Annotated in this window: 24 protein-coding genes; 4 read left to right on the plus strand and 20 right to left on the minus strand. The window is 26.6% G+C overall.

The features are described from left to right. Window positions 1-54 precede the first annotated feature (54 nt). The 10 genes from TY07_RS11530 to TY07_RS11575 all read right to left on the minus strand — a co-directional run bounded on the left by TY07_RS11530 (window position 55) and on the right by TY07_RS11575 (window position 8,430). Complete coding sequence (locus TY07_RS11530; RefSeq protein ID WP_242833255.1) at window positions 55-1,038, minus strand: ABC transporter permease; 984 nt, start codon at window positions 1,036-1,038, stop codon at window positions 55-57. 386 nt (window positions 1,039-1,424) lie between these two features. Further along, the gene (locus TY07_RS11535; RefSeq protein ID WP_042399868.1) at window positions 1,425-2,105 is read right to left on the minus strand and encodes a DUF624 domain-containing protein; all 681 of its coding nucleotides are present in this window, start codon (window positions 2,103-2,105) and stop codon (window positions 1,425-1,427) included. 162 nt (window positions 2,106-2,267) lie between these two features. Next, window positions 2,268-2,876, minus strand: coding sequence for a DUF975 family protein (locus TY07_RS11540; RefSeq protein ID WP_042399871.1), 609 nt, complete (start codon window positions 2,874-2,876; stop codon window positions 2,268-2,270). Between the two features lie 89 nt (window positions 2,877-2,965). Beyond that, window positions 2,966-3,412 (minus strand): GNAT family N-acetyltransferase, encoded by a 447-nt coding sequence (locus TY07_RS11545; protein WP_042399874.1) that lies wholly within the window; start codon window positions 3,410-3,412, stop codon window positions 2,966-2,968. A 23-nt stretch (window positions 3,413-3,435) separates the two neighbouring features. Continuing rightward, window positions 3,436-4,314, minus strand: a complete 879-nt coding sequence (locus tag TY07_RS11550) for a DUF4097 family beta strand repeat-containing protein (RefSeq protein WP_042399877.1) — start codon at window positions 4,312-4,314, stop codon at window positions 3,436-3,438. 149 nt (window positions 4,315-4,463) lie between these two features. Next, window positions 4,464-4,655 carry a hypothetical protein gene (locus TY07_RS11555; RefSeq protein WP_042399881.1) on the minus strand — a complete coding sequence of 64 codons (192 nt, stop codon included), beginning with the start codon at window positions 4,653-4,655 and terminating at the stop codon, window positions 4,464-4,466. A gap of 119 nt (window positions 4,656-4,774) precedes the next feature. After that, the gene (locus TY07_RS11560; RefSeq protein ID WP_042399884.1) at window positions 4,775-5,641 is read right to left on the minus strand and encodes a nitroreductase family protein; all 867 of its coding nucleotides are present in this window, start codon (window positions 5,639-5,641) and stop codon (window positions 4,775-4,777) included. 226 nt (window positions 5,642-5,867) lie between these two features. Further along, the gene (locus tag TY07_RS11565; protein ID WP_042399887.1) at window positions 5,868-6,683 is read right to left on the minus strand and encodes an ABC transporter permease subunit; all 816 of its coding nucleotides are present in this window, start codon (window positions 6,681-6,683) and stop codon (window positions 5,868-5,870) included. Between the two features lies 1 nt (window position 6,684). After that, window positions 6,685-7,572: an ABC transporter ATP-binding protein gene (locus TY07_RS11570; RefSeq protein ID WP_042399889.1), complete on the minus strand. Its 888-nt coding sequence runs from the start codon at window positions 7,570-7,572 to the stop codon at window positions 6,685-6,687. Window positions 7,573-7,644: 72 nt separating this feature from the next. After that, complete coding sequence (locus tag TY07_RS11575) at window positions 7,645-8,430, minus strand: YdcF family protein (RefSeq protein ID WP_052330708.1); 786 nt, start codon at window positions 8,428-8,430, stop codon at window positions 7,645-7,647. Window positions 8,431-8,609: 179 nt separating this feature from the next. On the opposite strand from TY07_RS11575, the gene TY07_RS11580 reads away from it, so the two are divergent. Continuing rightward, a complete protein-coding gene (locus tag TY07_RS11580; RefSeq protein ID WP_042399892.1) occupies window positions 8,610-9,479 on the plus strand; it encodes a methionyl aminopeptidase in 870 nt (289 codons plus the stop codon). A 258-nt stretch (window positions 9,480-9,737) separates the two neighbouring features. After that, on the plus strand, window positions 9,738-11,354 hold the full coding sequence (aspD, locus tag TY07_RS11585) for an aspartate 4-decarboxylase (RefSeq protein ID WP_042399897.1): 1,617 nt from the start codon (window positions 9,738-9,740) through the stop codon (window positions 11,352-11,354). 98 nt (window positions 11,355-11,452) lie between these two features. Here aspD and TY07_RS11590 read toward each other — a convergent pair whose 3' ends face one another. Both TY07_RS11590 and def read right to left on the minus strand, forming a co-directional pair. Next, window positions 11,453-12,268, minus strand: a complete 816-nt coding sequence (locus TY07_RS11590) for a nitrilase-related carbon-nitrogen hydrolase (protein WP_242833256.1) — start codon at window positions 12,266-12,268, stop codon at window positions 11,453-11,455. 81 nt (window positions 12,269-12,349) lie between these two features. Beyond that, window positions 12,350-12,814, minus strand: coding sequence for a peptide deformylase (def, locus tag TY07_RS11595; protein WP_042399901.1), 465 nt, complete (start codon window positions 12,812-12,814; stop codon window positions 12,350-12,352). Window positions 12,815-12,952: 138 nt separating this feature from the next. Here def and TY07_RS11600 point away from each other — a divergent pair, with 138 nt between their 5' ends. After that, complete coding sequence (locus TY07_RS11600) at window positions 12,953-13,693, plus strand: NAD-dependent protein deacylase (RefSeq protein WP_042399905.1); 741 nt, start codon at window positions 12,953-12,955, stop codon at window positions 13,691-13,693. A 61-nt stretch (window positions 13,694-13,754) separates the two neighbouring features. Here the strand turns inward: TY07_RS11600 and TY07_RS17830 are convergent, their stop codons facing one another. The 4 genes from TY07_RS17830 to TY07_RS11620 form a co-directional block, all read right to left on the minus strand. Beyond that, window positions 13,755-14,222, minus strand: a complete 468-nt coding sequence (locus tag TY07_RS17830; protein ID WP_042399908.1) for a hypothetical protein — start codon at window positions 14,220-14,222, stop codon at window positions 13,755-13,757. Window positions 14,223-14,339: 117 nt separating this feature from the next. Then, window positions 14,340-15,410: a GDSL-type esterase/lipase family protein gene (locus tag TY07_RS11610; RefSeq protein WP_042399911.1), complete on the minus strand. Its 1,071-nt coding sequence runs from the start codon at window positions 15,408-15,410 to the stop codon at window positions 14,340-14,342. Window positions 15,411-15,631: 221 nt separating this feature from the next. Continuing rightward, window positions 15,632-17,209 carry a MutS-related protein gene (locus TY07_RS11615; RefSeq protein ID WP_154820406.1) on the minus strand — a complete coding sequence of 526 codons (1,578 nt, stop codon included), beginning with the start codon at window positions 17,207-17,209 and terminating at the stop codon, window positions 15,632-15,634. 176 nt (window positions 17,210-17,385) lie between these two features. Next, entirely contained in the window at window positions 17,386-17,610 is a 225-nt protein-coding gene (locus TY07_RS11620; RefSeq protein ID WP_042399913.1) for a YgjV family protein, read from the minus strand. A gap of 195 nt (window positions 17,611-17,805) precedes the next feature. On the opposite strand from TY07_RS11620, the gene TY07_RS11625 reads away from it, so the two are divergent. Next, window positions 17,806-19,581 (plus strand): LTA synthase family protein, encoded by a 1,776-nt coding sequence (locus tag TY07_RS11625; protein WP_042399917.1) that lies wholly within the window; start codon window positions 17,806-17,808, stop codon window positions 19,579-19,581. A gap of 84 nt (window positions 19,582-19,665) precedes the next feature. Here the strand turns inward: TY07_RS11625 and TY07_RS11630 are convergent, their stop codons facing one another. From TY07_RS11630 to TY07_RS11645, 4 genes are all read right to left on the minus strand, one after another. Further along, the gene (locus tag TY07_RS11630; RefSeq protein ID WP_172676132.1) at window positions 19,666-20,604 is read right to left on the minus strand and encodes a glycoside hydrolase family 43 protein; all 939 of its coding nucleotides are present in this window, start codon (window positions 20,602-20,604) and stop codon (window positions 19,666-19,668) included. A gap of 29 nt (window positions 20,605-20,633) precedes the next feature. After that, window positions 20,634-21,572, minus strand: a complete 939-nt coding sequence (locus TY07_RS11635; RefSeq protein WP_042399920.1) for an ArsR/SmtB family transcription factor — start codon at window positions 21,570-21,572, stop codon at window positions 20,634-20,636. Between the two features lie 294 nt (window positions 21,573-21,866). Next, a complete protein-coding gene (locus tag TY07_RS11640; RefSeq protein WP_078061356.1) occupies window positions 21,867-22,760 on the minus strand; it encodes a carbohydrate ABC transporter permease in 894 nt (297 codons plus the stop codon). A 3-nt stretch (window positions 22,761-22,763) separates the two neighbouring features. Next, window positions 22,764-23,657, minus strand: coding sequence for a carbohydrate ABC transporter permease (locus tag TY07_RS11645; RefSeq protein ID WP_042399925.1), 894 nt, complete (start codon window positions 23,655-23,657; stop codon window positions 22,764-22,766). Window positions 23,658-23,669: the final 12 nt, after the last annotated feature.

Genomic DNA, 23,669 nt, shown 5'->3' on the forward strand with positions numbered 1-23,669 from the left:
GCTTAACAGATTCAAATTCAAATAATTTAATTATTATAAATGAATTTTATTGTGTTAGCTTAATAAGCTTCCTTCACCATCATTAAATTTCTTAGACATTTTATTAGCTGCAAATATTAAGATAATTCCTACAACAGATTTGAAAATACCGATTGCTGTACCAAATGAATATCTAAACATTCCAATACCATAATCTAATGCGTATTTATCAATAACTAATGATTTACTTGCTACTATCGGATTTCCAAGCAACATTTGCTTTTCAAATCCTATATTAATAAGATTTCCTATACTCATTATAAGAAGTACTAATACTGTACTTTTTATTGAAGGTAATGTAATACTAAACATTTGTCTAAATCTGCCTGCTCCATCAACCTTAGCTGCATTATACAATTCTGGGTCTATTGCTGTCATTGCTGCAAGATATATGATTGCATTCCACCCCATTTCCTTCCAAACATCTGATGCTGTAACTACTCCCCAGAACATGCTTGGTGTTGACATAAATTGTATTGGTGAGCTTATTATATTTAACTTCATTAATATTTCATTTACTATCCCTGAACTTGATAACATATTTGTTACTAAACTTGCTGCAACAACCCACGATATAAAGTGTGGTAAATATGAAATTGTTTGAGCTGTTCTCTTAAACTTTGAAGATCTTATTTCATTTAATAACAATGCAAATGTTATAGATGCAATTGTTCCAAATACTAGTCCCAAAATACTCATTCCTAAAGTATTTTGAAGTGCTTGATAAAATTGATCTTCTTTAAATAATGCTATAAAGTGTTTAAATCCTACCCATGTTTGATCTAAAAATCCATTTTGTGGTTTATAATCCTGAAAGGCCATTGTCCACCCTGCTAATGGAAGATACTTGAAAACTATTACCCATATTACAAATGGTAATGACATTGCAATTAAGCATTTTTGCTTTTTAATTTTTTTCCAAGTAATTTTTCTTTCTTTTGGTTTGCTAATTTCCTCTTCTATTCTGTTTGATGTGTTAATATTTTCTGCTGCTTGCACTATTTACTCCTCCATTCCTGTAAACTGTAGTTGATAATATTATTTTAATCCTGCCCTTAACTTCTCGATACCCATAAAAATGTATATGTTTTCATATAAAAATTAGAGTATTGATAAGAAAATACATTGAATATTTAACATACTACATTTACATTTAATTTTTAATGATTTTATATTAGAAAGCGGCTTATGCTCTATTTTCATTGGAAGTTCTTCAAAAGATATCAAACTAGAAAAGACTATAAATATTATAGGTAAAAGTAAATTAAATCCTACTAATTCTATTAAAGATTTATACTTATTAATTAATGGTGATTGTTCAATAAACTCATTAAAATTATTATAAACAAAAAGATATAAGTAAAAAATTTTACTTATATCTTTTTTTATTTTGAATATTTTTCTTTTAACTCAGCATCTACATCTTTTAAAATATTTTCTTCCATTCTTAAAATAAAATAGCATACTGCACTCCCACCAAACAACACTGCAATTAATGAAATGTTAGTAAAGCCTACTATAGCTACACCTATTATTAAGATTGATATATTAGTTAATGTTATATATAACTTTTTAAATACTAATCTGGTAGATATCTTAAATATATCAATTGTTTTTGCGTTTATTCTTGATAAGATTGGATAAACATATAAGCATATTGCTCCCATAAATATAGCTAATGCAATTAATATATAAGAAATAAACTTCATGTTACTTAAAAAAAATAATCCTATATCTACATAACAAACCATTAATATTATATTTATAATGGCTGCAATAAATATACCTTGTCCAAAATTAAGTTTATAAAAATGAATGAAATCTTTCGTAGCATTTTCTTGTTTATCATTCATTGCTCTACCTGTAACAGAAAACATTGTTGACAGCGCTGGACCTAGTACTATTCCTATAAATGTTAATATTGGAATAGATAAATTTTCACCTGATAAAAAGAAATAAAGTATAAATGGTGAAATACTTACCAAAAACCATATATTAGTTATAAAAAGATACATTAATTTGCTAGTCAATATATATACCCTATTATCACATGCTTCTTTTGCCATGATATCACCCACCCTTTGTAAAATTAGTAATTGTAGATTATATTTTTTATAATTATACAAATTTTAAAGGATATTTTATACATTACTTTTTTTATATTAAATACATAAAAAATTAGAGGTTATATAATTTTAAATTATATAACCTCTAATGCCTTGACTTTATTAATTATTTTTTATACTTAAATAAAAATTAGTTTCAGTTACTTTAACATATGGTGCAACCCAAAGCCCTGCAATTCCAACGGTTATTGCTGTAAGAAGCCACCATCCTATAAATGTTAATTCTAAATAAAATAAGTCCCACTTATGGCCATTCATCATATCAACACTTTCTTTTATGCATTGTGTTATAGATTTGCTAGGATCTTCAGATAAAATATAATAGCTTTGAGAAAACATAAGTCCAACAATTATTCCCGGAACTATAAATAATATAGTACCTATACATACAGATAATGTAATAAGTATATTTAATCCTAGTGTTTTAAGATAAATATTAAATTGAGAAAATAAAGTTTCAAATCTTGGCTCTTCTCTTTTAGTCGTCATATCTAATAAAAATTTACAAAGCCCTACTGAAATAACGCCCCCAAGGAATAATGATATTAAACTGCATGATATACTTAATCCAATCAAACCAAATTTTTCACTAACCTTATACATTACATCTGAATCGATTAATATATTAGCAACTAGTACAGTAGCAATTGCCACTGCCCATTTTCCTCTTAACTGCTCTTTTGCATTTGCCTTTAATTCTGCTGTATTCATTTTTACTTTCACCCCCTATTCCTTTATATGATATATATAAAGTTCTTATTCACTTTATAGCTATTTAATTATATATAGTCTTCTATAATTTATTTTTCATACTCGTAAATATAATAATTACATTCATCCATACCAATATTTTTATATGTTTTTTGAGCAACATAATTTTCCTTCTCTACATATAATCTTATTCCACAAATATCTTTATCATTATCACAAATATCTTTTATATATTTATATAAGTTTTTAAATATACCTTTTCCTCTAAACTTCTTATCAACATATACACTTTGAATCCATAAGAATGTTCCATTTCTCCAATCGCTCCATTCAAAAGTATACATTATTTGACCTACAACCTGTCCTTCTATTTCACATACATGATAAATTCCCTTAGTTGAATCTCTTAATATTGCTTCAACGCCCTTAGTTACTGTATCCATATTTAGTACTTTTTCTTCTGTTTCAAGTGCTAAGTTATAGTTATACTTTGCTATTATATTTACATCTTCTATGGTTGCTTTTCTTATTTTCATTATAACTCTCCTTGTTTGCTTATTTATTTTTTATTATTATATTTTGCATTAATGTTTTCACTAGCATTACTCGTACTTACTTCTAAAATATCTATTACAAACTCCTTATCTTTTAAATTTTCTAATGTTATTTCTGCATTTGATGTATCTAACTTTAAATTATTTGCATAGCATTCATATGCTTCTATTTCTCCATTAGAAGTATCTAGTACAACTTTGTTACCTCGACATTCATTTACCTTAATTTCCCCATTTGATATATCTACCTTTATTTTTTTTCCATTTATATTATTTAATATTGCCTCTGAATTACTTGAATCTAAAATAATATTTTCTGCAGATACATTTAAAACTTCAATTCCTCCATTAGATGTATCAATTTTTATATCTTCTTTAACATTAACATTTTCTACAATTATTTCTCCATTACTTGCATCCATATAAATATTGTTCGCTTCAATATCATTTAAGATTATTGCTCCATTAGAAGTATCAGCATCAATGCTTGCTATTAGCGTACTTGGTATTTCTATTTTTATATTATCTCCTTTAATATTCCATTTAAATAGTTCCAATTTTTCTTTTTTCTCTATTATTATATCATTACCTTTTTGATTTATTTTATATTGGCTATTATCATTATTAGTACATTGAATTTTTATTTCCTTTTCATCAGTTTTTATAATCTCTAAAGATGCATTAGGTGCATCTATATTAAATTTAACAAGATCATCATTTGGTATAAATTCTTTTAATATGTTCCACTTTGAACTAGTAATATCTTTTTCATCAAATATATCTTTGCCTTTATTTAATGTCCCTTTCACATTAGCAAATATTATTGCCCCAATTACAACTATAACTACCAACCAAGCCGTTATAATTTCAAACTTTTTATTCATTAAACACCTCACATATCATTTACTGGCACCTAATTAATATATTAACATACTGTAAAATATTTGTTAATATATTCCTACAACGGAGTTTATCTTGCAATATTTAAAAGATATATTAAAAATAAAGGAGCATATACTCATATGCTCCTTTATTACTTCATTTTATTTAATGATTTTTTCATATTATCTACTGCACTTTTAAATTTATCTTTTGCTTCATCGCCTAACTCTTCTACTTCATTAATTACATTGCTAATTTCATCAGCAATTTCTTGAGATAATCTTCCTTGCTTGATTTTTTTATTAATTTTATTAATTTTGTTTTCTAATTTTTCAAAAGCCATAATTAATAACCTCCACTGTATATAAACTATATAATTAATCCTAAAATTATTTTATCCAAATTATTTATTTACATACATTAAAAGTATTTCTAACTATACTTATAGATATTTTCTTATATTTATCTCTTTTGTTCCTCTTTAATCCAAGTAATAATATACTTATAATGCTTTGGTACCTCTTCAATTTTAGGATCTATTACTTTAAATCCCCCATTTATTCCAAGTTCTTTACAAGTTAAATCAAAGTGACACATTGCAATTCCTAAATCTATTTTGTTAATATCATATCCTTCTTTAGCTTCCTCTTTATCATTAGAAATAAAAAAATGAAAATCATCTCCATGCTTTACTATTCTCCAAGGTTGTTTATTTAAAGCTGATGGGGCCAATCTTACATTTTCTAATGCATCTTTGAATCCATCTAAAGTAGCATGTTCAGTTAAGGGGCATGAAAAATCTCTAAAAAAGAAAATTTTATTCCATGGCTTTCTATAATCACAATTTGAAAATCTTCTCATTGTTTTTTCTACAAAGCTTTTATTTTCACTTTCATATCCGATTGGTGATATTATAGGTAAAATTTCTCCTGATTCAACTTCCATTGCCTTAGCAAATTGTCCTTTTTTAAAAGTGCCTCCAATCCAACAAGTACCTAACCCCAAAGCTGTTGCATATAAGACTAAAGATTCCATTTCATATCCTAATTCTTCTAATGCAAATTCCCCTTCCTTTATCTTTGCTGCAATGAATTTTGTTGCACCTTTTATTATTCCATATGTTCCAAGTTTAGCTCCATTAATATGTTCTTTAGAATCAAGTATTTTAAATACTACCTTTTCATCAAAAGGTCCACTTAGGGATTTAATATATTCATTAAGTTTATTTAATATTTCATCTGGTATCTTTTCAGTATTATATGTTCTAACTGATTTTCTTTTAGTTATTATTTTATTTATATCCTCATTAAATATAAACTTGTTACTCATACCGTCTACCCCCTTTCAAATCATTTATAACAAAAAACTTTTACATATTTAATATTAATCTTTATTAATATTTTTATTCATTTACTTTCCATATTATTAAAAATACCACCATTTTTAATTTATAATTGGTGGTATTTCCTTAAATATTTATCTAAAATTAAATTTATCAAATTATAATTAACTAAAATATGCTTATTTATTTTTCTCAAATTGAATTATCATCAACTTATATATTATAATCTTTCTTATTATATATTATATAAGTTCCAGCAAGTGATATTATCATTATACCTAATCCTATAATAATATACTTTTCTTCAAATCCATTTTTTATTACATTTGATGGAGCAGCATAATCAAACGGAGATAAATATATGAATCCACTTAATCTATCTTGAAGCTTTGAAAATATTCCTAATATATAACTTGCAAAAAATATTCCTAATGCTATTGATGTAGCTTTCTTTGCAGACTTTACAAAAACTGATATTAAAAAACCTATTGTCATAAATACATATGAAATTAAAGCCATTCCTAAATAAATCTTATTTATATCTGTAATCACTGATACAAATTTTACATCATCCGGTTTAACGATTATAGTTGAAATTATAGTTATAATAAAAACTATAATTATAAATATAAAAAGTATAAATGCATTAGCTAAAATCTTTGCTGTAACTATTCTACTTCTTGTAACAGGTTTAGAATATAAAAATTCAATAGTACCTTCACTTTCCTCCTTAGCTAAAGATGATACTCCAAGTATTGCCGCATATATTCCACCTGCCATTACTATATATTGAAGAACATAAGCAGAAAAATCAGAAATATTACTAAAATCAGTGGCTCCACTTATATTAAAAGCTTCTAAAAATGCCTCTGGAAGTGATTCTAATTTTGATCCTACTAACTCTTGCATTCCCATCTCCTTCATACTTGGAAAGAATAACATAAACATTACAATTAAAACACTACACACTAAAGCCCAAATGATATTCCCCTTCAATAACCTTTTAAATTCAAAATTAAAAATATTCATATTATCTTACTCCCTTGCTTTCATAATAATTCATAAATGTATCTTCAAGTGTTTGTTCACTAATTAATAATTTACTTATTTTATATGCTGAAAGCTTCTTAATCAAACTATCTACATCATTACTATAATTAAAAACAAATTCATTCTTTTCTTTAGAAATAACTTGTCCTCCTATTTCTTTTATTATCTCTTCATTTATTTCTTTGCAGCTTAAAACTATCTTTAAAGCTGCTTTTTTAGCTAACTTTTCTAAAACTACAGTGTCAATAATTTTACCCTCTTTAATTACCGCTACTCTATCACAAAAATTTTCCACTTCCACTAGGTTATGAGATGAAAAAAATACTGTAGTTCCTTCTTTATTTGCCTTTTTTAATAATTCAAATAACCTTTTTTGAATTAATGGGTCTAATCCATTCGTAGGTTCATCTAATATTAATAACCTTGGTTTGTGAATTAACGCCTGTACTATTGCAACCTTTTTCTTATTTCCTAAAGAAAGCTCTGACATTCTTTTCTCAACATCTACTTCTAACAATTCATAAAGTTTATCAACATCTTCTTGATTAATTCCATCATAAAAACTACATGAATATTTAATTATATCTTTGACCTTTATTTCATCATAAAATTTAACTTCACTAGGTACATATCCTATTTGCTTTTTAATATCTTTACTTTGCTTTACTATATCCATCCCTAATATTTTTCCACTTCCCCCTGTTGGAAAAATAAAATTTAATAATGTTCTTATTGTAGTAGATTTCCCAGCGCCATTTGGCCCTACAAATCCAAATATTTCGCCTTCTTTTATTTTCAGATTTATATCTATTATCCCTCTATTTTTCCCGTAGGACTTTGATAAATTACTTGTTTCAATAATATACATTTACTAATTCCCCCTTAAATTTTTATAAAAAATTGAGAAGATTTATTTAATATAACCTTCTCAATGTTCTTATTATCTTTTAAATACAAAAGCCTTTATTACTCCAAAAAATTCTCTAACATAAAACACTACAGCCGATACTTTATGAGATGGAGCCGGATATCCTAAAGTATTAATCCCAACTTCTTTGGCTAAAAATTTTGCTCTAAACATATGAAAATTATTAGATATTACAGTAACAGTAGGATCTTTTACTTCACTTTCCTCATCTAATATTTTCTTTGTATATAAAAAATTTTCATATGTATCAGTTGATTTATCTTCCATTATAATTTGACTTGAATCTACTCCATTATCAACAAGGAAATTCCTCATTGCACTAGCTTCACTAATCTTTTCCCCTTCACCTTGCCCTCCAGATACAATTATCTTTACATCAGGATATAATTCATGAAAATCTAATGCTGTTTCTAGCCTATATAATAATGATGTACTAATTTTTGTTCCCCTCAGTCCTGCTCCTAATACCATTAAATAATCTGGCTTTTCCTTATCAACATGATGACCATTATATATTATAAGACCTTCTACACTTATAAATAAAACTAATCCTATTGTAAATAATATAGTAACTATATTTCTTATTATTTTAGGAATCTTGCCCCAAATATTTATTTGGAACTTTAATTCTATAAAACTATAAATAATTAAAACTATTCCTAGCATACAAAACATACTAGAAAATGCTATAAATCCAAACATTAATTTTAAAACTAAATAATACAAAACTAATATTATACCTATTATCATAAAAGCCTTGTATATTAAATTACTTTTTCCAACTAAGCTTTTTTTCATTTTCATTACCTTCCATTTCATTCCTCTCTAGTTATATTATAAAGTATCTTTATAACATAATTAAATAGTTTTTAATTAAATAAAATTGCATATATCATATATTTATATTATTAGTTTTCCTTTTTATTAATAAAGTAATATAATAAAAATATATAAATAGTAACAAGGAGATAAAAAATATGAACTTAAGTAGAAATGACCACTGTTGGTGTGGTAGTAATAAAAAGTATAAAAACTGTCATTTGGCTTTTGATGAAAAAGTCCACTCTTATAAATTAAAAGGTCATGTAGTACCACCTAGAAATATTATTAAAACACCTGAACAAATAGAAAAAATTAAAGAAAGTGCTGCAATTAATACTGCAGTTTTAGATTTAGTGAGCAGTAAAATCAAAGCAGGAATGTCAACTGAAGAAATTAATACTATTGTTCATGATTACACAGTATCACAAGGTGCTATACCTGCTCCATTAAACTTCCAAGGGTATCCTAAAAGTGTTTGTACATCATTAAATGATGAAGTTTGCCATGGTATTCCTAGTGAAGATGTTATTTTAGAAGATGGTGATATAATAAATGTAGATGTTTCTACTATATATAATGGTTATTTTTCAGATGCCTCTAGAATGTTTATGATCGGTCAAGTACATCCTGATTTAGAGAAATTAGTAAGAGTAGCAAAGGAATGCTTAGATAAAGGTTTAGCAGCTGCAAAACCTTGGGGATTTTTAGGTGATATAGCTGAAGCTGTTCAAACTCACGCTGAAGCTAATGGTTACTCTGTAGTTAGAGAATTTGGTGGTCATGGCATAGGTCTTGAATTCCATGAAACACCTTTTGTTTCACATGTAGGTAAAAAAGGAACTGGAATGTTATTAGTTCCTGGTATGGTATTTACCATTGAACCAATGATAAATATGGGAAAACCAGATATATTTATAGATTCTGATGATGGTTGGACTACATTAACTGAAGATGGTTATCCTTCAGCGCAATGGGAGTATACAGTATTAGTAACAGAAACTGGAGTTGAAGTATTAACTCATTAAAATTAAGGTGCATGTATAATTGCACCTTTTTTTTATACCTTAAATACTTATAATATAATAATTCTTTCCCCATTTTTATTAATTTAAATAAATTTCCAAGACTTTTATATCAATTTACTATTTTTTTTATATTTATTTTAACTTATTTTATTATATTACTAAAACTTATTTTTTCTATTTTAATTTCACTAATTCTATTATAAAATTAATACTTGCAAGAAATATTTCAGTGTTTATACATCCTGAAAGGAGACATTCATAATGAATACAGAATTAACTAAAGAAAACTTGAAAAATATTTATGGAACCGTAAGTCCATTTGAATTTAAAGATAAATTATTAAAATTAGCATCTTTAAATAATAATACAATTTTAGATGCTGGTAGAGGAAATCCTAATTGGACTGCTGCTGAACCTAGACAAGCATTTTTTACTTTTGGTCAATTTGCAATATTAGAAACTCAACGTACTTTAAACATTAATTCCTTAGCTGGTATGGTACAAAAAAAAGGTATTGCTAAAAGATTATTAGAATATATTAACACAAATCCTTCACTACCTGGAATTGATTTAATACAAAAAATTTATGATTATGGAATTAATAATCTTGGATTTAATGAAGATGAATGGATTTTTGAATTAGCTGATGGAATTATAGGTGATAATTATCCTGTTCCTGATAGAATGCTCGTAAATATAGAAAAACTCGTAAATAAATATTTACTTAAAGAATTATGTGGTGATATTAAATTTGAAAATAATTTTGATGTTTTTGGAGTTGAAGGTGGAACTGCAGCAATGTGCTATATCTTTGATTCTCTTGAAAAAAATCACCTATTGAATAAAGGTGACAAAATAGCTCTTATGACACCTATTTTTACTCCTTATTTAGAAATACCACATTTACCTCATTACAATTTTGATGTAATAAATATTCATGCTAATGAAGTTGATGAAAATGGTCTTCCTACTTACCAATACAGTGAAGATGATTTAAATAAATTAAAAGATAAAAGTATTAAGGCTGTATTTATAGTGAATCCAAACAATCCTGCATCTATTGCACTAAATGATGATTGTAGAAATACACTAAAGAATATTGTAACTAAATATAATCCTAATTTAATGATTATTACTGATGATGTTTATTGCACATTTGTTAATAACTTCAAATCTGTAATTAGTGATTTACCTTATAATACTATTGGTGTTTATTCATTATCAAAATATTTTGGTGTAACTGGTTGGAGACTTGGTGCAATAATATTAAACGAAAATAATATTTATAATAAACTTATAGGTGCGCTACCTGAAACACACAAAGACACTTTAAACAAACGTTACTGTCATTTATCTTCAAACCCTGAAGAATTATCATTTATGGATAGATTAGTTGCTGATAGTAGACAAGTTGCTTTAAATCATACTGCAGGTCTTTCAACGCCACAACAAGTACAAATGGCATTTTTCTGTGGATTTGCATTAGTTGATTTAGAAAATAATTATAAAAATCTTACTATTGATATCTGTAAAAGACGTAAGGAGTTACTATGTGAAGGCTTAGAACTTAAAGTTTTTAATAACCCTCATTATGCTTCTTATTATACTGAAATAAATATATTAGATTGGGCTAGAATTGAGTATGGAATTGACTTTGCTAAGTTTATTGAAGAAAATTACACACCATTTGACATTCTTTATGATTTAGCTAAAAATTATTCTATTATTTTATTAAATGGAGATGGTTTTGCATCTTCTAGATGGGGTTTAAGAGTTTCTCTTGCTAACTTAAATGATGAAAGTTATCTTGAAATTGGTAAAACTTTAAGATTTATTTTTAATACTTTAAATCAACATTGGGAATCTAGTAAATAAATTTTAAAACTTGACCATCAGAAAAAATTAGTAATCAACTTTTCTGATGGTCAAGTTAAATAAAACACATATGCTAAAATAAGAAAAACTATACTTTCTTATGATTTTAACATATTTAAAATCATGAACTGATTGTATAATTGATTTTTTCTATCACTCTTAACAGGAAAAGATTTTCTCAATGCTATTATTTCCTTTAAATCAATAATCCCATAAATTATTCCCTCAACATTTTCTATACTTTCTATTACCTGACCATTAGGATCAATAATACATGAATCTCCAGAGTAATATAAACCATCTATTTTTCCAACACAATTAACACCAAGTATATAAACTTGATTTTCAATAGCTCTAGCCTTCAACAGTGTTTTCCAGTGTTCACTTCTATTCTGTGGCCAATTAGCACTAACAATTATAATATCTACATCATTTGAAACACATTGAAATATTTCTGGAAATCTTAAGTCATAACAAATAAAAGAAGCAAGCTTAGTGTTATCTATTGTACACTTCACTATTTCTTCTCCTGATAAATAATGCTTATCTTCATTACTAAAAGAAAAAGGATGAATCTTTATATAATCGGATATTATCTCACCTTTATAATTTATTATAGTAAAATGATTTTCTCCACTACTATTTATTTTTTTAACCCATCCAAATCCTACATTTATATTATTATCAATACATATTTTTCTGAAAAAATCTATGGTTTTATTCTCTTTCTCTCCTATTAACTCAACATTAATACCAAATCCTGTCAAAGTCATTTCAGGAAATAAACATAAATTTGCCTCGTTATTTTTTGCTTCTTTAACTTTAGCTATAATTTTCTTTTTATTATATTCTTTATTTTCAAATTCAATATTTATCTGACATAATGCAACCTTCATATTACTTTTTCCCTTCATTTACAATCACCTCTGTACCACATTGTATGACCACATTTTCCTTTAATAAAAAAGTGCTCTTTCAAGCACCTTTGAATTATTTTACTTATTATTCATCTTTAACCATTTAGTAACTTTATCTATAAAAAGAATTCCATCTAAGTGATCTATTTCATGGCAAAAACACTTTGCCATTTCTCCTCTTCCAGTCAAAATTATTTCTTCTCCATTTTCATTTAATGCCTTTATTGTAACTTTTTTAGGGCGAATTGTATTGCCATATTTATTAGGAATACTTAAGCATCCTTCTACACATTCTTGAATTCCCTTTTCTTCAATAATCTCTGGATTAACTAATTTAATTATGCCAGTTCCCATATCTATTACTACAAGCCTTTTTAATATTCCAATTTGCGGTGCTGCAATTGCTGCTCCATCTTCTGTATTATGCAAAGTATCAAGCATATCATCTAATATCATTCTTATATGATCATCAACTTCTTCGACTTTTTTGCACTTTTTCCTTAAAATCTCATCACCTTCATATCTAAGTTGTCTTAATGCCATTTTATTCACCTCTAATTTATTTCTACACTATATTGTACTCATTGCAAATATAAATATGAAAAAGTGATTAATGCATTTTATTTTTACATTTATTTGTGCAATAATAAAAATATAAATTATAAAAAGGCCGGTGATTTTATGACTGCTGAAATAGATAAGTTAACAAAAATACTAAAAGAAAGTAACAATATAGTCTTCTTTGGTGGGGCTGGAATGTCAACTGAAAGCGGAATTCCTGATTTTAGAAGTTCCAATGGATTATTTAATGAAAAACTTAATGTTACTTTTACTCCTGAACAATTAGTTTCTCATAGTTTTTATATAAGATATCCAGAAGAATTTTTTAACTTTTATAAAGCTAAACTAATATATCCTAATGCAAAGCCTAATGCTGGTCATATCGCATTAGCTAAACTAGAAGAAATGGGTAAATTAAAAGCTATTGTTACTCAAAATATTGATGGACTCCATCAAGCTGCCGGTAACAAAACTGTATTTGAACTTCATGGTTCTGTTTTAAGAAACTACTGCACTAAATGTCATGCTTTTTATGATGAAAAATTCATTTTACAATCTAAGGGAGTACCTACTTGTACTAAATGTGGTGGTAATGTTAAACCTGATGTTGTTCTTTATGAAGAAGGTTTAGATGATAATGTCATTAGGGGTGCAGTTAATGCCATTGCAAATGCTGATACATTAATTATAGGTGGAACTTCTCTTGTTGTTTATCCTGCTGCTGGACTTATTGATTACTTTAGTGGAAAGAATCTTGTTCTTATAAATAAGAGTTCAACTTCTGCTGATAATAAAGCTGATTTAGTAATTCATGATTCTATAGGTAAAGTTTTAAGTGAAGCTATAAATAAAATTTCCTAGGAAATTCATCGTAAATAAAACAATAGAGTCTAAATTTATAGACCCTATTGTTTTATTTATATTATTCTGCAGCTTTTTCTTCATCTCTGCATTTACATTTATTTTGATCTTTTGATTCATCTTTCTTAGACTCATCTTTGCATTTAGATTCGTCTTTCTTTTTTTCTTCTTTCTTAGATTCATCCTTACACTTAGTTTCTTCTTTTTTCTTTTCTTCTTTCTTATTGTCGTCCTTGCACTTCTTGTCTTCTTTTTCCTTCTTCTTCTCTTCTTTTTCTTTCTTCTTGCAAGGGTTTGAAGAAGTTTCTTCTATATCATCTTGAGAAGTTTTTTTGCACTTTTCATCTGAAGATTTTTCTTCTGAAGGTTCAGATGTTTCCTTAGATTTAGTTTGTTCCTTTTCTTCTGCAGGTGCTTCTACTGTAGTCTTACTATCACTTGAATTATTAGTTATAGTTTGAGCATAAGTAACACCTTCTACCATCATTAATGCAGAACAAATCAATAATGATATAACTTTTTTCTTCATACTTTTTTCCTCCAATATTATCTTTAGTTTATTATAATTACTCCTAAGTATTTCAAGCTTAGTATTACCATATTGAAAGAAAAATATGATTGTCCATATCAAATGTGGCCAAACTAATTATGATGTAAATAAACCCTTTTTAACCACTAATTTCTGAAATTTATACAAAATTGAGAAAATATTATTATCATAAACTAATACTTCTAGATTAGTTCCTGAAACCATTGGCGATATCTCAATTTCAAATTCACCATTCTTTTTTGCTTGAGTTGTTCCTACTGTCCCATTTTCAGATACAACAATTACATTACTACTTGGAATAGTTTTACCTTTAATATTATTGCTAGAAGTTGTAACTTTCTCTACTTCTAAGTTTACATAATCCTCATATTCAGAAATAACTTGAGTTGCCATCATTGCATGTCCAACTTTATTGGGATAGATTTTAAATTCATTATTTACAACATGAAAATTTAATTTTTCATCACTATTTAAAATGTTATAGCAATCAATGACTTTATAATCATATATGCTATAATTTTTTGTAATTACTTCATTAATAGCACTTATTTTTTCATTAAAGTAATCATATATATCTCCTTTTTTATTAATAGGATTATACACAGTATTTATATAAATATCTGCATCAGGAGATAACTTTTTTATTTGTTTAATTATATTAGTAAAATCTTTTTCAAAAACTTCTATTTCATTTATAACTTCTAAATTTTTTTCATCACTATTCAAGTATTCACTTACAATAGCCTCAAACATTTCTTCATCATATTCTTCTAGAGATTCGCTATCAATATTACTATATAAATTGTTCATAATTACATTTAATATATTATTTCCCCCTATAGATATAGTAATTAAATTAGCATCTTTTATTTCCTCTTTATTTAATTTTATTATGTCAAGTAATTCAGCTGATGTTATTCCTTCCATACTTAAATTACTATAAGCTAGATCTGAATTTAAAGCTTTTAAAAAATCTTTTATTAATGATACATAAGATACATCATAATAATCTTTACTTTCAGATGCAACCTCATCACCGAGAGCAACATATTTATTTATTCTCTTACTTGCATCTCTTCCATTTGCTTGAATTGAAATGGGTATAATTAAAAGTATTATTCCTATTGTTACTATAGCTATTATATTTAATTTGCTTATCTTTTTCACAATAACCCCTCCCTAAAAAAAACTCATATATTTATTATATAGCTTTTTCTCTAAAACTATAGCCTCTTTAGGTATTTTTTTCCATTAAATTTTCTTCATTTTCTTCTCTATTTTTCAATAATATAAAAAAATTCTACAATTCCCCTAAGAAAACATTTATACAGTTTTAATAAAAAAGGTTATATTAGCTAATAAAAACATAAACTAATATAACCATGGTTTTACATATATTTTTCTAAAGTTTCGGCTCTTAAATAAGATTTTTTAATTATTTCTTTTGGATATCCAATATAATCTAATAATTTAATAGCATTACGAGTTTTAGATACTCCTCTTTTTAACTTATAATCAAAGTTTAATCCCTTACTATCAACTTTTTCACTAAAATAGAAGAATTCATAATTATCCTTAAGTATGTCTGTAAGTTCCCTATCATGAGTTGCTACTATAGATATACTATCTTTACTATTTATATATTTAAGAATTTCAGCTGACGATGAAATTCTTTCAATAGGATTTGTTCCTCTAAATATTTCATCAATAGGACAAAATACTGGTAATTCCAAATCCAATGCTTTTATAATTCTAAGTAATGCTTCTGCTTCTGCCATATAAAAACTCTTTCCTAAAGTAACATCATCACTTGGACTAATAGATGATACTATGTTAAAGAAGCAAGCTTCATATTTTTTAGTTAAAGTGAAATTAAAAGTTTGAGCAAAAATCATATTTAATCCTATCATTCTTAAGAAAGTAGATTTACCTGACATATTAGTCCCAGTTAAAACTATTCCCCTCTTTTCAAATTTAATAGAATTAGCTACAGCATTTTTTACAAGTGGATGTATTCCATCAACTATATTGATATTTACTTCATCATTGAATACTGGCTTAGTATATTTACCTTTTATCTCTTCTTTATAAGAAGCAATTGATATATAACTTTCTATTTCTCCTACTAAATAATATAAATCTATAATTTCTTCTCTCTTTTCACCTAAAAGGCTTGCTACTCTGTAAAAAGAAGTTTCTTCTAATAAAAATGGTATAGTTAATACCTCAAAAACTCCTCCTCCAACGTTTGCCAAATGAATAGTTCTTGTAGCACTATCAATTGCCTTTAATTCCTTTAACAACTTTGATATTTCATCAGTATAATTTTTTATTTTAGGATTATTTATCTTTTGAATTTTTTTTGCAGAAATTATTATATTTCTTAAGTATAATAATCCTTGTGATTTAACATTCTTTCTTTCCTTATCATTAATAAAGACATTTACCCATAATAAACAAAAAGTAACAAGTAACCAGTATGGTTCCTTAAATAATATTGATAAAATAATAGTTCCAAGCATTAATACTCTTCCAAAAAAGATATATAAATAATATTTAGTTTTATTTTCCTCAAGAGGCTCCATTATCATATCTAAAAAAGTATTTTTTCTATCATAACCAAGCTTAAAATAAATCATCTGAAGCTTAGTTCTTAAATCACTATCACTTCTTAATTCTTCAATAAACTTATCTCTTTCATCTAACTTCTTTTTATCATGAAGTGGATTTCTAAGCATTTTATATAATATAGCTTCTCCAGCACTACTATATGTTCTATCAACCTTTTCAAATACTTCATCCATATTAAAGTCATCCCATGTTTGATCATCTAAAGTATATCCATCATGCTCTTCCATATCAAAATAGGTTCTTATATATTTAAAATTTCTTTTCTTTTTTCTTTCCTCTCCAAAATCATTTTTCATCATATCATACAAACCTAATATTGAATCCATTAACCCCATATTGCACCTCTTTTGCTTCTTATAGTTTGAAATAAATTTTAAGATTCCATTATATTATTATAAATTTATTTTAATTATACACTATAATCATATTTTATAATATAATTAATGGCATTGTACTTTTCATAATATATAAAAACGCCTCTAAAGCTTTATACTTTAAAGACGTTATATTGTTACTCTTTCGAAAATTTATATATGTAAAACATATTAACAAAGAATATAAATGTATTAATAATTCCTACCGGATAGGCTTTTACAATAAATCCATAAATTGCAAACAGCACACATCCAATTGAATTAATTATTCTAAGTTTTAATATATCAGTCATTAATAAAGATATTGCAATCATTATTGATGCTGCATATCCAACCCATTCAATTAATGGTATTCCAAACATAAAAATCACCTTCTTTTGTTAAAATATTTTTATTTTATACTAAGTTCATAAACAATGAATATATATTCAATTAAATTTCTCTTAATATTCTCTTAACACAATTACAAAATCTATCATTTAAGTATATAATATATTTGATATTCGTTATATATTAATATACGAAATATATTATTCGAAAGGAGTTATTATTCTATCATGAAAATAAACTACAAAAATATATTTAAATATTTACTGGTTATTTTATATCCATTAATGATATCTGTTTTGTTAGAATATAATATTTGTCAAAATTTCACTGAAACAATGACATTCTTAATAACAAAGCCAAATATCTTATTATTTAATATATTAATATCTGCAATACTATTTATACTAATTTTTCTTATCTTAAATAAAGCCTGGCTCTCAATGACAATTCATGGTGGAATATTTTATATTCTATCTTGCGTAGAATATTTTAAATATAAAACTAGCGGAAGTCACTTAGTTATTAGTGACTTAATAATGACAAAAAATCTAAGTGATGTTGGAAAATTTGCATCATTAAAAATTACTTATCCTTTAGTGCTTAATTTAGTAATTTTAATACTATATATAGTTTTTACCTATAAAAATAATTTAATTCTAGGTTTTTCACTAAAAAAGCGTATTTACATTTGTGCTAGTATAAGTGCAATGTTAACTATAGCATTAACAACTTCCATCTCAGCAAAAGTATTTTCAGCATTTGAAATAGAAACTAATGTTGCTACTAATATATTAGAAAGTAACGAACAGTTTAGTGATATAGGATTTTTGCCGTATTTAGCAAAGACTACCTCTGAAAATTTAATGGATATTGTAAATCCACCTGAGAATTATAGTTATGATTCTATAAACGAATTATTTTCTTCTGAAAATAAAGATTCAGATGATAGTAAAACTACAAATTCAGATAATATAACATCTGATGAAAATAAACCTAATGTTATATTTATTATGTCTGAATCATTTAGTGATTTTAGAGTGTTTGATTCTCTTAATATTGATGAAGATATATACTCTGGATTCGACCAAGTAGGATCTGAAGGATATATAGGTAATTGTATTGTTCCAACCTTTGGAGGATATACAACAAGAACTGAATTTGAATTATTAACTGGTCTCCCAACCTATGCAATTAATACACCATCTGTTCCACAAAACTTACTAAAAAAGCAAGAAATAATCGATACAATACCTAAATACTTTAAAAATTTAGGATATTCTACTACTTATATTCATCCTTTTAGTAAAAGTTTTTATGATAGAGAAACTCTTTACTCTCAATATAGCTTTGATAACTTATACTTTGATGATAATATGACAGTAGAAACTACTAAATTTAGAAGGTATATTTCAGATGAAAGTGTATTTAATCAAATAAAATCAGTACTAGAATCAAGTGATAATCCAAGTTATATTTTTGCTACTACAATGCAAAATCATCAGCCTTACTACGAAGAAACTGCTGAAGGCGCTGATCAATTATCATACTATTTAGCCGGTATAAAAGAAACAAGTGATACTTTAAGAGAATTTACTAATTGGCTTAAAGATTTTGATGAGGATGTTGTTTTAGTATTTGTTGGGGATCATTTCCCATTCTTTACTCCTGATGATGATGTTTATAACAGACTAGGGGTTTCAGATGCTAATTCTGAATTAATCTATACTCAAAAATATATTATTTGGAACAATTATAATTCAAGCATTTTAGATAAAGATGATAAAACTATTTCAGCTTTTTATATTCCTTATGTAGTAACTGATATGATTGGCAGTGAAGATACAAAGTTTACTAGTACTATGAAAAGTATTATGAATGACTATCCACTTTACTCTCCAAGTGTTCAAAGTTCTAATGAGAGAAATGCTGAACTTGATTTAATCACTTATGATAGGGTTATCGGTGAAAACTATAGTAATGAAATAGAATCTAATAATAATTAATATATTTTTACATTTAATAATATTATATAATAAAAATAAACTTAGCTGGTAACTTTATAATTACCTGCTAAGTTTATTTGCACTTTAACTAAATATTATATTTCCATTATTATCATAACTTAATTTCTTAATAAAAGTATGTCTATTTGGATCATATAATGGATCTCCTACTATATCTTTATAATTTCTAGCATGATATACCAACATATCTGTTTTTCCATCCTCTGAAACAGTAAAACAACTATGACCTGGTCCGTATATTTCCTTTTCTTCATCAGTCTTAAAAACTGGTGTTTCTGATTTATGCCAAGAATCTTTATTTAATAAATCACTATTTTCATCAGCTATTAGAACTCCCATACAATAATTAAAATCAGTTGCACTTGCTGAATATGAAATGAATATCTTACCATTTCTATTTATAACAGCAGGCCCTTCATTAACAAGGAAGCCTATCTTTTCCCAATCATACTCTGGCTCTGTAATCATTACTTGTTTTCCTTCAATTGTCCAAGGATTACTCATTTTTGCAATATATAAATTTGAATTTCCACATATATTAGGATCTTTTTGAGCCCAAACTAAGTATCTAATTCCTTTATGTTCAAAAGTAGTAGCATCTAATGCAAATGACTCCCAATTAGTTTTTAATTGCCCTTTTTCTACCCACGATCCTTCTAATGGATTTTCACTTTCATTTTCTAAAACAAATATCCTATGATCAAATAATCCTTCTTTAGTTTCAGTCGTTCTAGCAGCTGCAAAATATACATACCATTTTCCATCGATATAATGAATTTCTGGTGCCCATATATTTGCACTTAACATTCCTTCTTTATGCTTTCTCCACACAGTTACTGCTTCCGATTCTGCTAATCCATTTATAGTTTTTGATCTTCTTATTTCAATTCTATCATATTCTGGAACAGATGCTGTAAAATAATAATATCCATCTGTATGTTTATATATCCATGGATCTGCCCTTTGTAATATAATAGGTTTTACGATTTCTTTAACTGCCATAATGACCTCCATTTCTAATACCACTCTTTTTACTCTTTAATTTTGTCGTATTCCAATTTCATTACAATATCTTGTGGATAATCTCCAAAACTCTTACCAAAAATACTTATCCCCCCGATATTTTTTGCTTCTTCCTTTATACCAATTTTTACACTTATATAATCATTATCTTCTAATTTAAATTCACTAATTTTTTTATCTGATAATTTCATATTATCAATATAAGTACCATCTTTTTTGATTCTCCAGTATTTCAAAAGCCCATATTGATTAATATTATCAGGCCACCATTGTGGATTATTTTTCCCTCTTCTTCCTCCAAAATCTCCTGGGCTAGTCCAAGTCCCTACTTCTATATCATTTACCCATAATGTTATATCTGAAGGCCAATCATTCCTATAAAATGGTGCTTCTGAACACATTTCAATTGAAAGTTCTAACATTGTTATATTAGAATTTTTTATAGATTCATATGGAAATTTATATTCTATATATCCTTTATAAAACCATAACAATTGTGCATTAACTTTTTCAGGATAATAAAAACTGCTTGGCTTATCAAATTTACCTATGCTTCCTTTCTCTCCGACTAATCCACAAGATGGTTTTACAATACAATCACTATAACTTCCTATTGGCATATTTATATATATACTATTTTCTAGTGCCCTACTTTGTTTACTATCTAAGTTAATAATTACATCTCTACATGATTTACTACTAACCTTCATCGAACCTCTAATTCCTGGTTGTAACTCTGTCATTACTAAACCAGCTTCTTCTAATATTTTAATATTCAAAGCTGTTGTAGATACTGGCATATCTAGCTTCTCCGCTATTTCATTTACATTTAAGCACCCATCATCTAATAACTCTAAAATATTAATTCTAGCCTCATTTGCTAATGCTTTAATAACACTAAGCATCTCATTTTTATCACTATAACTTAGTTCAATTTCCTTTAACATTCTGCGACACTCCTTCTTGTAAACACCACTTTTTAATTTTTATTAATATTAATCTGCAAGTAAATTACAAAGCGATTTAAAAAACTACTATAGTACACTAATAATTGTAAATCCAAGATGCTCAGCAAATATATTTACCTTTATTTTTTTCCTAATCTTATTACATTACAAGATGCTTTACCTAATTGAAAAGTAATAATACCCTCACTTAGTTAAATCTATTTCTGAAATCTTAAAATCTTTATTTATTATCATTTTAGCTTTTTTGCTCATAAGGTACCTTACTCTTCCGCTTTATCCCTTTACAGCTCCTGCTGTCATACCATCAACAAAGTATTTTTGGAAACATAAGAATATTATTAATACTGGAATTACTGAGAAGAATGATCCTACTATCAATAAATCATAGTTGTTTCCATATGGTGTTAGCAATGTATTTAAACCTATTGGTAAAGTAAATTTTGTATCTGTTTTTAAGACTAATAAAGGCCATAATAAATTATTCCAAGCACCCATAGTATTTAATATTGCCATTGCAGCAAATGCTGGTTTCATAATCGGAATAATAATTCTAAAGAATATACCATATTCTGAAGCACCATCTATTCTACCGGCACTAATTAAATCTTTTGGTATCCCTAATAAATATTGCCTAAAGAAAAATACTGTAGATGCACTAGTTATACCTGGCAATACGATACCCGTATAAGTATCAATAAGACCCATATCAATTATTTGACTATACATAGGCACCATTAATATTTCAAAAGGAACCATCATAACAAATAATACGCAAATAAATAGAAAATTTTTACCCTTAAAATCATACATTGCAAATCCATATCCTACTGCTGCACATACAAATAATGTAACTATTACTGATACTGCTGTTAAAAACAAACTGTTAAAGAACCATGTAAAATATTGATGCTGACCAGTAAATAAGAATATAAAGTTATCTAAGGACATCTTATCAAATTCTAACTTTAAGTTTATTCCATAACGTATTAAATCATTACCTGGCTTAAATGAAGAAATAACTAAAATGTAAAATGGAATAAGTATAATAACTGATAAAATTGCGAATAAGACAAATATCAATACTTGTAATGCTAAACGTTTCTTATTTCTTGTAACTTGTTTCTTTATTGGTTTTTCTATATCTCTTGATACTTCTAAAGTAGACATTGCTTATCCCTCCTCCTTTGAAAATGTTCCATTTAATTTTAATTGAATCATATTAATTGTCATTGCAATAATAAATAGTATAATTCCAACTGCAGATGCATAACCCATTGCATTCTTTTCAATACCTTGTCTATATAAATATCCTACGATTGTAAGACCTATGTTCTTAGGTGAAGAATTTCCTCCCCAAATCATATAACTTTCTGTAAACATTGCTAATCCAGCATAAATAGAAATAGTTAATACATAAACTATTGTTGGCTTTAATTGTGGAACAGTTATATAAAAGAATTTTTGTACTGCGTTTGCACCATCAATATCTGCTGATTCATAAAGTTCATCAGGTATGTTCTTAAGTCCTGATAAGAAATATAACATATTAACACCTGTCCATCTCCAGCATGCTAATAATAATAATGCGAAAAATCCAGTTCCTGCACCTTTTAACCATTTTATAGGATCCATTCCAAAGAAACCTATAATAGAGTTCATTACTGCACCATCTAATTCACTAAATGCTAATCTAAAAATTGTACCAGCAACAACTACAGATGTTAATGCAGGTAAATAAAGAGCTGATTTAAAGAATTCTCTTCCTTTTGCAAATTTACTATTTAAAACTGTAGCTAATAACATTGGAATTGGTATTAATAAAACCAATGTCCAAAGCATGTATTTCATACTATTCATAATAGCTTTAAGAAATACTTTATCACCTAATAATCTACTATAATTATCAAAACCAACCCATTCAGTTATTCCTGGTAAAACTGATTGAAAGCTCATTATTATTGTTCTTGCCATAGGTGATATAAAGAAAACTAAAAATATAATTATAAATGGTAATATAAATACATATGGAGCAACCTTTTTATTATATATAAATCTTTTTACCACTTTGTTACCTCC

Source organism: Clostridium saudiense (assembly GCF_000577815.1).
Taxonomy (GTDB): domain Bacteria; phylum Bacillota; class Clostridia; order Clostridiales; family Clostridiaceae; genus Clostridium; species Clostridium saudiense.

Bases quoted from the DNA above. Each gene is read 5' to 3' on its own strand.
- TY07_RS17830 (WP_042399908.1), bottom strand. From the start codon at position 14,222: ATGAAGAAAAAAGTTATATCATTATTGATTTGTTCTGCATTAATGATG.
- TY07_RS11600 (WP_042399905.1), top strand. From the start codon at position 12,953: ATGACTGCTGAAATAGATAAGTTAACAAAAATACTAAAAGAAAGTAAC.
- def (WP_042399901.1), bottom strand. From the start codon at position 12,814: ATGGCATTAAGACAACTTAGATATGAAGGTGATGAGATTTTAAGGAAA.
- TY07_RS11630 (WP_172676132.1), bottom strand. From the start codon at position 20,604: ATGGCAGTTAAAGAAATCGTAAAACCTATTATATTACAAAGGGCAGAT.
- TY07_RS11555 (WP_042399881.1), bottom strand. From the start codon at position 4,655: ATGGCTTTTGAAAAATTAGAAAACAAAATTAATAAAATTAATAAAAAA.
- TY07_RS11565 (WP_042399887.1), bottom strand. From the start codon at position 6,683: ATGAATATTTTTAATTTTGAATTTAAAAGGTTATTGAAGGGGAATATC.
- TY07_RS11620 (WP_042399913.1), bottom strand. From the start codon at position 17,610: ATGTTTGGAATACCATTAATTGAATGGGTTGGATATGCAGCATCAATA.
- TY07_RS11580 (WP_042399892.1), top strand. From the start codon at position 8,610: ATGAACTTAAGTAGAAATGACCACTGTTGGTGTGGTAGTAATAAAAAG.
- TY07_RS11560 (WP_042399884.1), bottom strand. From the start codon at position 5,641: ATGAGTAACAAGTTTATATTTAATGAGGATATAAATAAAATAATAACT.
- TY07_RS11540 (WP_042399871.1), bottom strand. From the start codon at position 2,876: ATGAATACAGCAGAATTAAAGGCAAATGCAAAAGAGCAGTTAAGAGGA.
- TY07_RS11625 (WP_042399917.1), top strand. From the start codon at position 17,806: ATGAAAATAAACTACAAAAATATATTTAAATATTTACTGGTTATTTTA.
- TY07_RS11640 (WP_078061356.1), bottom strand. From the start codon at position 22,760: ATGTCTACTTTAGAAGTATCAAGAGATATAGAAAAACCAATAAAGAAA.
- TY07_RS11575 (WP_052330708.1), bottom strand. From the start codon at position 8,430: ATGAAAAAAAGCTTAGTTGGAAAAAGTAATTTAATATACAAGGCTTTT.
- TY07_RS11550 (WP_042399877.1), bottom strand. From the start codon at position 4,314: ATGAATAAAAAGTTTGAAATTATAACGGCTTGGTTGGTAGTTATAGTT.
- TY07_RS11570 (WP_042399889.1), bottom strand. From the start codon at position 7,572: ATGTATATTATTGAAACAAGTAATTTATCAAAGTCCTACGGGAAAAAT.
- TY07_RS11535 (WP_042399868.1), bottom strand. From the start codon at position 2,105: ATGGCAAAAGAAGCATGTGATAATAGGGTATATATATTGACTAGCAAA.
- TY07_RS11545 (WP_042399874.1), bottom strand. From the start codon at position 3,412: ATGAAAATAAGAAAAGCAACCATAGAAGATGTAAATATAATAGCAAAG.
- TY07_RS11590 (WP_242833256.1), bottom strand. From the start codon at position 12,268: ATGAAGGGAAAAAGTAATATGAAGGTTGCATTATGTCAGATAAATATT.
- TY07_RS11635 (WP_042399920.1), bottom strand. From the start codon at position 21,572: ATGTTAAAGGAAATTGAACTAAGTTATAGTGATAAAAATGAGATGCTT.
- TY07_RS11615 (WP_154820406.1), bottom strand. From the start codon at position 17,209: ATGGGGTTAATGGATTCAATATTAGGTTTGTATGATATGATGAAAAAT.